Source organism: Phyllobacterium sp. 01N428, assembly GCF_056399405.1.
The window spans coordinates 306,192-318,007 of the sequence record NZ_JBFTRH010000006.1 but is presented as its reverse complement, the minus strand read 5'-3'; the positions used below and the strand labels follow the sequence as shown (position 1 = coordinate 318,007).

The window sequence follows — 11,816 nt, the reverse complement described above, 5'->3', positions numbered from 1 at the left end:
CCTCAAGCGAGTTCGCCGGTCTTCAACAGTGTGTCGAGCCGGCCCTGGTTTTCAAGCGCATAGAGATCATCGCATCCGCCGACATGTGTCTCGCCGATGAAAATTTGCGGGAACGTTGTGCGGCCATTGGCACGCGCCAGCATATCCTGACGGGCCGACGGCTCGAGGCTTGCATTGTGCTCGACGAAGGCGACGCCTTTCTCCGCAAGGAGGCTCTTGGCCGCCGTGCAATAGCCGCAACCATTGCGCGTATAGATTGTTACATCAACCATTCGAATACTCCACGTTGCTCCCTATATAGGCATGAAAAATCAACGCGGAAAGACCTGAACTTTGCGACATCTCGCCGTCAGATGGGCAATTCTTTTGCTAGCGCACGGCTGAAAGTGAGAACATCGACCCTTGACGCACCCCCGCGCAGCAATGCGCGTGACGCGGCCTTCACGGTGGCCCCGGTTGTATAGACGTCGTCGATGAGAAGGATGCTCCGGCCCCGGACCTTGATTTCCTGCGCCTCGGGCACCTTGAAGGCGCCGCTCATGTTGAGCCGGCGCGCATTCGAGCCGAGACCGACCTGCTGGCGCGTCCGCTTCACACGTTTGAGCGCATCAGGATCGAACGTCTTGCCGGCAAGACGCGCAACATGCCGGGCGAGTTCGGCCGATTGATTGAACCGGCGAAACCAGAAGCGCCGCGCGTGGAGCGGTACCGGCACGATAATATCGCAACCCTCCAGCAGTTCGGTGCCGGCGCGCAGCATCCAGCGGGCCATCCATGGTCCGAGATCGGTTCGGTCATTATATTTCAGCCCCTGCACCATCTCGGCCACAACGCCCTCATGAACGGCTACCGAACGGGCGCGCTCGAAAGGCGGCGGATCGGCGATTGCTTCCGCGGACAGGATTTCGGCGCCAAGGTCGTGGCTGAATGGCGTCCCGAGAACAGGACAGTAGGGCTTCTCGATAAAGCGAACCTTGGCCCAGCATGCACCGCAAAGACTGCCGGGCTCCGCGACAAGCCGCTCGCAGCCCGAACACACCGGCGGAAACAACAGCGTGGCAAACTGGCGTGTCAGCCCTTTCGCAAGCCCATGCGCCGTCTGCTTGAAGGTTTCCGCTCGGGTTTTCATTGCAATTCGTTCCAAGGCGACGCATCTACCCGTTGACTATACATTGATCAGAGAAATTCGGAATGGAACGGCATCAGGTTTTCGATCGGGCATTGTTGCTGAAACGGCGCCTGCGGGCGTTGCGCCAACACGGCAGCTCCGCCGATTTTCTGCTTGGGCGGGCAGCCGATGATCTCGAAGAACGTCTTTCGGCTGTCGAGCGCCGCTTCGATGTGGCGGTCGATCTCGCTGGCCATAATGGCCTCGGGGCGCAGGCTCTGCTGCGCTCGGGCAAGGTCGAGAGCATCTTGCGCGTTGAACACGATGCATGCTTTCTTGATCGGTCGTTTCCCGGAGTTGTCGCCGACGAGGAGGCCTTGCCGCTCAAGGCCGGGTCCATAGACCTGATCATATCCCTGCTTTCGCTGCACCTGACCAACGATACGCCCGGCACGCTGCTGCAAATAAGGCGCGCCCTCAAACCAGATGGCCTCTTCCTTGGTGCCATGGCGGGTGAGAACACGCTTGGCGAACTGCGCGAATGCCTGCTCGCGGCCGAGAGTGAAATTTATGGCGGCGCATCCCCGCGCGTCGCGCCGTTTGCGGATGTGCGCGATGTCGGCGCACTGCTGCAGCGGGCCGGCTTCACTCTGCCGGTCACGGATATCGAAACCTATACGGTCCGATACGACACGGCGTTTCACCTGATGCGCGATTTGCGGGCCATGGGCATGCAGAACGTTCTCCTCGGGCGTTCGCGTAAGCCGGTGTCGCGGCGCTTCTTCGCGCGCGTTGCGGAAATTTACGCGGAACGCTTCAGTGACCCGGACGGGCGCATAAGGGCGACGTTCTCGTTCATCTGGATGTCCGGGTGGGCCGCACATGAGTCGCAGCAAAAGCCGCTGAAACCAGGCTCGGCCAAGGCCAAGCTCGCGGATTTTCTCACCAGCGTCGAAAACCTCGAGAAGAAATAGCGATCAGCAGTCGCCGCTTTGCGAGCCGTCGCTTTTTATAATGCAAACCGCATTGGGCGAGCGCTGCAATACGCTGCGGTGAATCGTATAGGTCTTCGTCGCCGGCTCGTCCTTGCGGATGGAGCCGGTTGCCATCTCGTCGAGAGACCGGCCGGCGGAATAATCGACGACGGATTGCGACCCGCGATCGGCCAGCGGCGCTATGATCAGCGCCAGCGCAATGGCGGCCGAACCGAATAGCAAAGTGATGCGCAGCAACCCGGTACCCGCATTCATAAGCGTACCTGACAGCCGCGGTTCATCCTCGCGATAGTCTTCCTTGCGCGCCATGCCCCACCTGAACTTCATTGCCCCAATTCGGCTAAAAGTCGCTCAATCAGGTGAAGGATTCATTAACACTTGGAAGACTTGGCAATTTACAGTTGTGTTCAAAGGAGATCGATCAGAAACGGGATCAAGGGTATGTCGGCAGGCGGCATCGGATAGTCGCGCATGTCTTTTGCCCTTACCCATTTCAGCGCCTGCCCTTCCATGGGACGAGGAATACCCTCATAGCGGCGGCAGATGAACAGCGGCATCAAGAGGTGAAAAGTCTCATAGGTATGGCTCGCGAAGGTAAGCGGCGCGAGGCAAGCTGGCTTGACCGTGATGCCAAGCTCTTCATGCAATTCGCGAATAAGGCTCTCTTCGGGCGTTTCACCCGGATCGACCTTGCCGCCGGGAAACTCCCAGAGCCCCGCCAGCGATTTGCCTTCAGGGCGCTGGGTCAGGAGCACGCGCCCATCGGCGTCAACAAGGGCGCAGGCCGTAACGAGAAGGATCGGGTGCGATACGCGCTCACTCATGATCGGGCGCCTGCCTGTAGACGTAACGATAGGCTTCCTTGAACCCCAATTGTTCGTAGAGTCCGATCGCGGCGGTATTTTCGACCTCGACCTGCAGCCAGGCCTTTTTTGCCCCATGCTGTTCGGCCCACTTCAGTGCCGAGCGCACGATCGCGCGCCCAAGTCCGGCGCGCCGGCGCTCGGCTGCGGTGCTGATGTTGAACAGGCCAACGAGAGCTCCGTCCTGAACGCCGATCGCCGTTGCGACCGGTTCCGCGTTCTCCTCGATTACAAAAAGCCCCTTTGAAGGTTTGATTCCGCTGATCACTTCGAAAAGGCCGGGCTTCACTGAAGGATCATCTCCCTGGACCTTGATCGAAGCATCGATGAACCTGCCGATGTCCTTGAGCGGTATTTGATCGATGGCGTCGCCGACATCGACATGCGCGAGATCGGCAACCATGACCATCGATTCATCGAAGCGCGCCCAACCTATGCTTTCAAGATAGGTATCGAGTTCCTGTGGCGCCAGCGGCGAAAGCCGGAACGTTGGCGGCCTGCCATAGGCGCGAAAGCGCTGCGCTGCGCGCGCGACACGATTTTCCATATCGGCAACATCCCCGGGATCGAGCGGATTGACCGAATTCAGCCGTTTCGAGGGATGACTCGCGGTAATGCGAATGGCCCAGCTTCCATCGTAATGAACCGAGGACGCTGGCCAAGCCCTGAATCCAACCGCCTCAATCTGTCTGATCTTCGCCAGTTGCATTCGCTATCCTTGTATGAGCAAGCCCGCCTAGCTGCGATAATCGCCGTTGATGGCGACATATTCCTTCGTCAGGTCGCAGGTCCAAACAGTTGCCTTGCCCTTGCCGAGGCCTATATCGACTCGGATTTTGACATCCTCATTCTTCATGTAATCAGAGGTTGCGTCTTCAGAATAGTCCGGATCGCGTTCACCGTCGCGGGCAACGCGAATGTCGCCGAACCAGATGGCAAGGCGGTCGCGGTCGGCCGGTTCGCCTGCCTTGCCAACGGCCATGACGATACGGCCCCAATTGGCGTCCTCGCCTGCGGCAGCGGTCTTGACGAGAGGCGAATTGGCGATCGATAGAGCAATGCGCTTGGCCGAACCGTCGGACTTTGCGCCAGTCACGTTGATCTCAAGCATCTTGCGTGCCCCCTCGCCGTCGCGAACGACCTGCAGGGCGAGGTTTTTGAGGATCCGGTCGAGCGCCTTCTTGAAATCTTTCAGCCGCTTGTCTTTGACCCTGGTGACAAGCTCGGCGCCGCGTTCGGCTGCCGAGCCCGTCGCGAACAGCAGAAGCGTATCGGAAGTGGATGTATCGCTGTCGACGGTAACGGAATTGAAGCTCTTGCCGACGGACTTCGACAGGAGCTTCTGCAGCACATCCGACTCGATCGGGGCATCGGTCGCAACGAACGACAGCATGGTCGCCATGTCAGGCGCGATCATCCCGGCGCCCTTGGCGATGCCGTTGATGGTGACCGGTACGCCGCCAAGCAGGACCGTCTCCGTCGCGACCTTGGGGAATGTATCGGTCGTCATGATTGCACTTGCGGCTTCCTGCCAGAAGCCGGGCACGGCCTTCTTCGTCATATCAGCAAGGAGATGGCTGAACTTGCCCGCGTCCAGTGGCTCGCCGATGACGCCCGTAGAAGCGAGAAACACTTCCCCTGTCTTGCAACCCACGGCCTTTGCTGCCGCTGCCGCAGTCAGTTTGGTCGATTCGCGGCCTTTCTTGCCGGTAAAGGCGTTGGCATTGCCCGAATTGACCACAACCGCGCGCGCTTTCCCGCCTTCGAGGCTGTCGCGGCAGAAATCGACCGCGGCAGATGGACATTTCGACCTAGTGAAAACGCCGGCGACCGCTGCCGGCTTGTCAAAGACGATCATAAGGACGTCGGTACGGCCCTTGTACTTTATTCCGGCCTCGGCAGTGGCGATCCTGACCCCATGGATATCCGGCATGGCAGGATAGTGTTTCGGTGCCAGCGGCGAGACAGACGTAGACATTGGGCGACCTCGAAAAGCGCTTTTGACAATGTGGGAGGACGTTGGGACCCGGCGCATGAACGCCGGGTCCCTATCAATTACTGTTGCTGCTGCGCTTCCATGGCAGCCTTCATGGCCTTTTCGGTTTCAGGATCGCCATATTCGATCTTCAAGTCGCCGCGGTCCTTCTTGACGAGGTCAAGGTAACGCTCGCGAATGAGGATCGACTTTACCTGCTCCTTGACCTGGTCGAATGCCGGCGGCTGCTGCACGCGCTTGTCTTCGAGCTTGATCACGTGGAAGCCGAACTGAGTCTGCACCGGCACCTTGGTATACTTGCCGATTTCGAGCTCATTGGCTGCCTTTTCGAATTCCGGCACCATCTGGCCCGGTCCGAAATAGCCGAGATCGCCGCCCTGGGCCGCCGAACCATCGGTCGACTTGGCCTTGGCAACGTCCTCGAACGATGCGCCGCCATCGAGTTCCTTGATGATGGCTTCGGCTTCTTCCTTGGTCTTCACCAGAATGTGGCGCGCGCGCACCTCATTCTGCGGCGGCATGGCAGCTATTTCCTTGTCGTAGCGAGCGCGGATGTCGGCATCGGTGATCTTGTCGACGACCTGCTGCTTGAAATAGTCGTTGTGAAGCGCGCGATCCTTGAGGAATTCAAGGCGTGCCTGGAATTCCGGTGTCTGGTCGAGCTTCTCGGACTCCGCCTTTGCCGCCAGCGACTTGATGTCGATGATCGCGGCAAGAGCGGCCAAACGCCGCTGCTCTTCCGGAAGGCGCGAAAACTGCGGATCAAGATCGGCGGCGATCTGGTCTACGTCCTTCACGGTAACTTTCTCACCGTTGACGGTCGCAAGGACCTTGTTCGGATCGACTTTCGCGGGCTCTGCCTGGGTCGCATCGGGCTTCGGGGCTTCTGTTTTTCCTGCGTCCTGAGCAATGGCCAGAGTGGAAACACCGGTCAAAAGCAAAGCAGCAGTCATCAATGAAAGGGTTTTACGTATATGCGTCATGGTCAATTTCTCCTCGGAAGGACCGGTACGTGCTAGGAATGCGGCAGAATTTTGCTATGGCGAAGCGATCAATCGCTTGCTGCTTCAACATTGACATAATTCGGGACCCCTCTTATCTGTCCATCGGCTTTGCGTCCAGATAGCTTGGCAACCATACGCTTATAGATTTGGCTTGGTGTCCGTATTGTAACAGGCATGCTTCATGCGGGCGGCGGGCGCCATTAAATGCCGGGTTTCCTGGCAAAACGGATTAGAGAGGACCAGGGATGGTCAGTTTCGGCGGCCTTGCCCGCAAGATTTTCGGCTCCTCGAACGAGCGCCGTGTCAGAGGCTTCAAACCTCGCGTTGAGGAAATCAATGCGCTTGAAGCGGAAATGTCATCACTTACCGACGAACAACTGAAGGCGAAGACCGCGGAATTCCGCGCGAAGCTCGCCGAAGGCACCAAGCTCGACGACCTGCTGGTACCGGCATTCGCGGTTGCACGCGAGGCGGCCAAGCGTGTCCTCGGCATGCGCCCCTTCGACGTGCAGTTGATTGGCGGTATGGTGCTCCACCATGGCGGCATTGCGGAAATGCGTACGGGTGAAGGCAAGACGCTGGTTGCGACGCTGCCCGTCTATCTGAACGCCCTCGAGGGCAAGGGCGTTCACGTCGTGACTGTGAACGACTACCTTGCAACCCGTGACGCGCACTGGATGGGCCAGGTCTACAATTTCCTCGGCCTGACGTACGGCATCATCGTTCATGGTCTCGACGACGAGGAACGCGCAGCGGCCTACAATTCCGATATCACCTACGCCACGAACAACGAACTCGGCTTCGACTATCTGCGCGATAACATGAAGTATGAGCGCGCGCAGATGGTGCAGCGGCCCCACAACTACGCCATCGTCGACGAAGTGGATTCGATCCTCGTCGATGAGGCGCGCACGCCGCTCATCATTTCCGGTCCGCTCGACGACCGCTCCGACTTCTACAATCTAATCGACACATTCATCCTGCCGCTTAAGCCGGAAGACTACGAGGTCGACGAAAAGCAGAAGACCGCGATCTTCACCGAAGAAGGCACCGAGAAGCTCGAAAATCTGCTGCGCGATGCGGGCCACCTCAAGGGCGAAGGCCTTTACGACATCGAGAACGTCGCGGTGGTGCACCACGTCAACAATGCGTTGCGCGCCCACAAACTGTTCCAGAAAGACAAGGACTACATCGTCCGCGGCGACGAAATCGTCATCATTGACGAATTCACCGGCCGCATGATGCCGGGCCGCCGTTTCTCCGAAGGCCTGCACCAGGCACTCGAAGCCAAGGAACATGTGACGATCCAGCCCGAAAACCAGACGCTGGCATCGATCACCTTCCAGAACTACTTCCGCATGTACAAGAAGCTCGCCGGCATGACCGGTACCGCTTCGACGGAAGCCGAAGAGTTTGCCAATATCTACGGCCTCGAAGTCACCGAAATTCCGACCAATCTTCCCGTCCAGCGCAAGGATGAAGACGACGAGGTCTACCGGACCGTCGAGGAGAAATACAAGGCCATCATCCGTGACATTCGCGAAGCGACAGGCAAGGGCCAGCCGGTCCTCGTCGGAACGACGTCGATCGAGAAGTCCGAACTGCTTGCCGAACGCCTGCGCAAGGAAGGTTTCAAGGACTTTCAAGTCCTGAACGCCCGTTACCATGAGCAGGAGGCATTCATCGTCGCGCAGGCGGGTGTCCCGGGTGCGCTGACCATCGCCACGAACATGGCCGGTCGCGGTACTGATATTCAGCTCGGCGGCAATCTCGACATGCGGATCAAGGCCGAACTGGACGACATGCCGTCCGGCGACGAGCGCACCGCCAAGGAGGCCGCAATCCGCGCCGATATTGCGCGGCTGAAGGAAAAGGCGCTTGCCGCCGGCGGTCTCTACGTTCTTGCCACCGAACGCCATGAAAGCCGCCGCATCGACAACCAGCTGCGCGGCCGTTCCGGCCGTCAGGGCGACCCAGGCCGCTCGAAGTTCTTCCTGTCGCTGCAGGACGACCTCATGCGCATTTTCGGTTCCGAGCGCATGGACGGCATGCTGCAGAAGCTCGGCCTGAAGGAGGACGAGGCCATCGTCCACCCCTGGATCAACAAGGCGCTCGAAAAGGCGCAGAAGAAGGTCGAGGCGCGCAACTTCGACATCCGCAAGAACCTTCTCAAATACGACGACGTGATGAACGATCAGCGCAAGGTGATCTTCGAACAGCGCATCGAATTGATGGATGGCACCGATCTCAGCCAGACCACCAGGGAAATGCGCGAGGACGTCATCGACGACCTTCTCGCCCGTCATACGCCGGAAGGCGCCTATGCCGAGCAGTGGAACATCAAGCAGCTCGATGAGGACGTCCGCAACATCCTCAATCTCGACCTGCCCGTCACCGAATGGGCGCTCGAGGACGGCATTACGCCGGACGACATTCGCGAGCGCCTGACCGAGGCGGTCGAAAAGGCAGCGGCGGATCGCGCCGAGCGATTCGGCCCCGAGATCATGGCCTATGTCGAGAAGTCGGTAATCCTCCAGTCGCTCGATGCGCTTTGGCGCGAGCATCTAGTCAATCTCGACCATCTGCGTTCGGTCGTCGGCTTCCGTGGTTATGCGCAGCGCGATCCCCTCAACGAGTACAAGACCGAAGGCTTCGAGCTCTTCCAGACGATGCTCGTCAACCTTCGCCAGAACGTGACCTCGCAATTGATGCGTGTCGAACTCGTGCGCGAAGCCGCAGCCGCCCCTGAACCGGCGCTCCCGGTCATGGAAGGCCATCACATCGACGGCTTCACCGGCGAAGATGATTTTGGCGAAGGCAGCGTCCTCGCGGTGCAGGAGGATCTTCGGGTGGTAGACCCCGCCGACCGCGATCCGAACAATCCGAAGACCTGGGGCAAGGTCGGCCGCAACGAGGCCTGCCCTTGCGGTTCCGGCAAGAAGTACAAGCATTGCCACGGCGCCTTCGTCTGAAGTCGCCCGATCAATGACTTATGAAAAGGGCCGCGCTCACCACGCGGCCTTTTTTCTCCTGTGAGCGCACACCTTCGGGGCGTTGACATTCCGAACCGTTTCTAAACGTTTACGGACTAATACCCAGGGTTGAACAAGTGGAGCGGCCTTTGCGAATTTCTGCGGTACGAACTGCAGACCTTCTATTGCCAAAACGACTGTCGGAGCAGCTTAATCCGTGGCTTTTACGCCTCGACCAGCTGTTCGACGGATCGAACCAGCATGCCGTTGCGCAGCGCGTCTCGCTTATCGCTTTTTCCGTTCGCATTTTCAGCGCCATGATCGCGCTGATTTCGCAGGTGATCTTCGCGCGCTGGATGGGCCAGTTCGAATACGGCATTTTCGTGCTCGTCTGGGTGACAGTGGTCATCCTTGGAAACCTTTCCTGCCTCGGCTTCCAGACCACAGTCATCCGCTTTGTCCCGGAATATCTCGAGCGCGGCCAGCTGAACCATCTGCGCGGCATTCTCTTTACCAGCAAGACGTTTGCCGTCGGCCTTACCACCCTGGTTGCGCTTATCGGTGCGGCCGGCGTCTATTTCCTCCGCGACCGGATTGAATCCTACTACGTCGCGCCGTTTATCGCGGGCTTTATCTGCCTGCCTATGATTGCACTTGGCGATACGCTCGACGGCACGGCGCGCTCGCGCTCGTGGGCGCTTGTCGCCCTCACCCCGACCTATATCGTCCGCCCCATCCTCACCCTCATCGTCATGAGCATCGGCCATGTGACGGGTTTTGCCCCGACCGCGATGACCGCCATCATCTCGGCGATCATCGCCACCTATGCGACGAGCCTGTTCCAGTTCCTGGTTGTCCGGCACCGGTTCAAGGCGGTGGTCCAACCCGGCCCAAGGACCATCGAGTTCGGCCACTGGTTTGCGGTGTCACTCCCGATTTTCCTTGTCGAAGGCTTCTTCTTCCTGCTGACCAATGCCGATGTCCTGATGGTCGGCCGCTTCCTCGATCCCGAGAAAGTCGCAACCTATTTCGCCACGGTGAAACTTCTGGCGCTCGTGCATTTCGTCTATTTTTCGGTAAAGGCCGGGGCGGCGCAACGCTATTCCGAGCTGACGCAGAGCCACAACCAGGCGGAGCTCGGGCAATTCGCCCGCGATACGGCGCGCTGGACCTTCTGGCCGTCTCTCGCCATGGCGATGCTGCTGCTCATTGCCGGCAAGCCGCTTCTCTACCTTTTCGGCGCACAGTTCACCGATGGTTATCCGTTGCTTTTCATCATGGTGATCGGCGTCGTAGCCCGTGCATCGGTCGGCCCGGCGGAGAGCCTTCTCAATATGGCCGGCCGGCAGAACATCTGCGCGACGGTCTACGCAGTGACGCTTGTCGTCAACATCTGTCTCAGCATGCTCTTGATCCCGATCTATGGCCTGGCGGGCGCCGCCTGCGCCACGGCATTCTCAATGGTGTTTGAAGCGGCGACCCTGTCACTGACCGTCTATTATCGCCTGGGCATAACAATGTTTGTTTTTGCCGGCAGGTCTGAGGCCAAGCCCGCCAAGGAAGAGATCTGATGGCAGCCACACCCCTTCTCGAAGAATTGGCCGCTGGCCCGTCCGCACAGATCATTGCGCAGCTTTCCGGCTTCGACAATCCGGGCGATGCGGCAAAGCAGATCGAGGAATCGCTCGGCAATCGAGGCGTGCCGCGCAAGCTCTCGGTCTATTCGGCGTCCGCAGGCTTCGAACTTCTCGAAGAACTCGACTACCTGACTTACCGCACCGTCGAGCCGAATATCTTCTTCAATCCGCGCTTCCTGGCTCCCGCCATGCCTCGCCTTGACGACAGGCAGGTGCGCCTGATGGTCGTGCGCGACGAAAACGACGCCAAGAGCCGGCTGCGCTTCGTCATGCCCTATACGATCGAAAGGCCCGGCTTTGCCCTGTCGGCCTCGATCATCCGCGGCTGGGCGACGTCGTTTGGCCCGCAGGGAACGCCATTGATCGACCGCGACGACCCGATCGGCGTGCTCAATGATTTCTTCGACATGCTCGGCCGCAAGCATTTGAAGCTGCCGCAGATCCTCGTCTTGCCCGACATGCTCCTCAACCGGCCGGTTGCGCAGTTGATCCGCTCGGTTGCCATGGACCGCGACCTTACGATCGAAACCGTCAACGAGGTCGAGCGCCCCTTCATCGAAAGCAAGCTCGACGGCGACGATTATCTGCGCGAGGCCATCGGCACCCGCCACGCCAAGGAATATCGGCGCCTGTGGCGCCGCCTCGCCGAAAAGGGCAAGCTGACCTACACCGTCAGCCGCAGCGAAGAAGACATTCGCCTGAAGCTCGAAGAGTTTCTGGCCCTTGAAACCAGCGGCTGGAAGGGCCAGCGCGCCTCGGCGATGGCTGTCGATCGTTTCCGCGCCGCCTTTGCCCGGGAAGCCGTCAACAACCTCGCAGGACGAGATCTGGCGCGCATCCACGCGCTTGAACTCGACGGCAAGACCATCGCCGTCCTCGTCGTTTTCGTCGAAGCCGGCGAAGCCTGGACCTGGAAGACCGCATACGATGAAAGCCTCGGCGCCTATTCGCCAGGGGTGCTCCTGATGATCGAGATGCTGAAGAACCACCTCGACGATCCGAACATCGACCGGACCGACTCTTGCGCCATCCCCGACCACCCCGTCGCCTCCCGCCTCTTCCGCGAGCGCGAATTGATCGGGACGCTGGTGATCGGACTGACGCCCGGAGCCGACCGCGCCGCACGCCAGGCGGCGTCGCAACTCCACCTCTACCGGCGCACCCAGAACCTTGCCCGCGCCCTGCGCGAGCGGATACGGGATTTCACCCGGCGGAAGTAGTTTGGTAGATGCCGGCCGGCG

Annotated in this window: 11 protein-coding genes; 4 read left to right on the top strand and 7 right to left on the bottom strand. The window is 59.7% G+C overall.

Annotated features, from left to right (window positions below):
• Positions 1-2: 2 nt before the first annotated feature.
• Positions 3-272: a glutaredoxin 3 gene (gene grxC, locus AC1DNI_RS16780; protein ID WP_091921308.1), complete on the bottom strand. Its 270-nt coding sequence runs from the start codon at positions 270-272 to the stop codon at positions 3-5.
• A gap of 77 nt (positions 273-349) precedes the next feature.
• Positions 350-1,129, bottom strand: a complete 780-nt coding sequence (locus AC1DNI_RS16775) for a ComF family protein (protein WP_477692662.1) — start codon at positions 1,127-1,129, stop codon at positions 350-352.
• Positions 1,130-1,191: 62 nt separating this feature from the next.
• Between AC1DNI_RS16775 and AC1DNI_RS16770 the strand changes: the two genes are divergently transcribed.
• Positions 1,192-2,082 carry a methyltransferase domain-containing protein gene (locus AC1DNI_RS16770; RefSeq protein ID WP_477692661.1) on the top strand — a complete coding sequence of 297 codons (891 nt, stop codon included), beginning with the start codon at positions 1,192-1,194 and terminating at the stop codon, positions 2,080-2,082.
• A 3-nt stretch (positions 2,083-2,085) separates the two neighbouring features.
• Here the strand turns inward: AC1DNI_RS16770 and AC1DNI_RS16765 are convergent, their stop codons facing one another.
• The 5 genes from AC1DNI_RS16765 to AC1DNI_RS16745 form a co-directional block, all read right to left on the bottom strand.
• Positions 2,086-2,430, bottom strand: a complete 345-nt coding sequence (locus AC1DNI_RS16765) for a hypothetical protein (RefSeq protein ID WP_477692660.1) — start codon at positions 2,428-2,430, stop codon at positions 2,086-2,088.
• 80 nt (positions 2,431-2,510) lie between these two features.
• Positions 2,511-2,927: a (deoxy)nucleoside triphosphate pyrophosphohydrolase gene (locus AC1DNI_RS16760; protein ID WP_153667254.1), complete on the bottom strand. Its 417-nt coding sequence runs from the start codon at positions 2,925-2,927 to the stop codon at positions 2,511-2,513.
• Positions 2,920-3,675: a GNAT family N-acetyltransferase gene (locus AC1DNI_RS16755; protein WP_091948488.1), complete on the bottom strand. Its 756-nt coding sequence runs from the start codon at positions 3,673-3,675 to the stop codon at positions 2,920-2,922. The genes AC1DNI_RS16760 and AC1DNI_RS16755 overlap by 8 nt, the downstream gene beginning before the upstream one ends.
• 27 nt (positions 3,676-3,702) lie before the next feature.
• The gene (argJ, locus tag AC1DNI_RS16750) at positions 3,703-4,944 is read right to left on the bottom strand and encodes a bifunctional glutamate N-acetyltransferase/amino-acid acetyltransferase ArgJ (protein WP_477692659.1); all 1,242 of its coding nucleotides are present in this window, start codon (positions 4,942-4,944) and stop codon (positions 3,703-3,705) included.
• A gap of 77 nt (positions 4,945-5,021) precedes the next feature.
• Positions 5,022-5,945: a peptidylprolyl isomerase gene (locus AC1DNI_RS16745; protein WP_477692658.1), complete on the bottom strand. Its 924-nt coding sequence runs from the start codon at positions 5,943-5,945 to the stop codon at positions 5,022-5,024.
• 266 nt (positions 5,946-6,211) lie between these two features.
• Between AC1DNI_RS16745 and secA the strand changes: the two genes are divergently transcribed.
• The 3 genes from secA (at position 6,212) to bspF (ending at position 11,795) form a co-directional block, all read left to right on the top strand.
• Complete coding sequence (gene secA, locus AC1DNI_RS16740) at positions 6,212-8,938, top strand: preprotein translocase subunit SecA (RefSeq protein WP_477692657.1); 2,727 nt, start codon at positions 6,212-6,214, stop codon at positions 8,936-8,938.
• A gap of 149 nt (positions 8,939-9,087) precedes the next feature.
• Positions 9,088-10,509: a lipopolysaccharide biosynthesis protein gene (locus AC1DNI_RS16735; RefSeq protein WP_477692656.1), complete on the top strand. Its 1,422-nt coding sequence runs from the start codon at positions 9,088-9,090 to the stop codon at positions 10,507-10,509.
• Positions 10,509-11,795, top strand: a complete 1,287-nt coding sequence (bspF, locus tag AC1DNI_RS16730) for a type IV secretion system effector crotonyl transferase BspF (RefSeq protein ID WP_477692655.1) — start codon at positions 10,509-10,511, stop codon at positions 11,793-11,795. The genes AC1DNI_RS16735 and bspF overlap by 1 nt, the downstream gene beginning before the upstream one ends.
• Positions 11,796-11,816: the final 21 nt, after the last annotated feature.

Bases quoted from the DNA above. Each gene is read 5' to 3' on its own strand.
- grxC (WP_091921308.1), bottom strand. From the start codon at position 272: ATGGTTGATGTAACAATCTATACGCGCAATGGTTGCGGCTATTGCACG.
- AC1DNI_RS16775 (WP_477692662.1), bottom strand. From the start codon at position 1,129: ATGAAAACCCGAGCGGAAACCTTCAAGCAGACGGCGCATGGGCTTGCG.
- AC1DNI_RS16770 (WP_477692661.1), top strand. From the start codon at position 1,192: ATGGAACGGCATCAGGTTTTCGATCGGGCATTGTTGCTGAAACGGCGC.
- AC1DNI_RS16765 (WP_477692660.1), bottom strand. From the start codon at position 2,430: ATGAAGTTCAGGTGGGGCATGGCGCGCAAGGAAGACTATCGCGAGGAT.
- AC1DNI_RS16760 (WP_153667254.1), bottom strand. From the start codon at position 2,927: ATGAGTGAGCGCGTATCGCACCCGATCCTTCTCGTTACGGCCTGCGCC.
- AC1DNI_RS16755 (WP_091948488.1), bottom strand. From the start codon at position 3,675: ATGCAACTGGCGAAGATCAGACAGATTGAGGCGGTTGGATTCAGGGCT.
- argJ (WP_477692659.1), bottom strand. From the start codon at position 4,944: ATGTCTACGTCTGTCTCGCCGCTGGCACCGAAACACTATCCTGCCATG.
- AC1DNI_RS16745 (WP_477692658.1), bottom strand. From the start codon at position 5,945: ATGACGCATATACGTAAAACCCTTTCATTGATGACTGCTGCTTTGCTT.
- secA (WP_477692657.1), top strand. From the start codon at position 6,212: ATGGTCAGTTTCGGCGGCCTTGCCCGCAAGATTTTCGGCTCCTCGAAC.
- bspF (WP_477692655.1), top strand. From the start codon at position 10,509: ATGGCAGCCACACCCCTTCTCGAAGAATTGGCCGCTGGCCCGTCCGCA.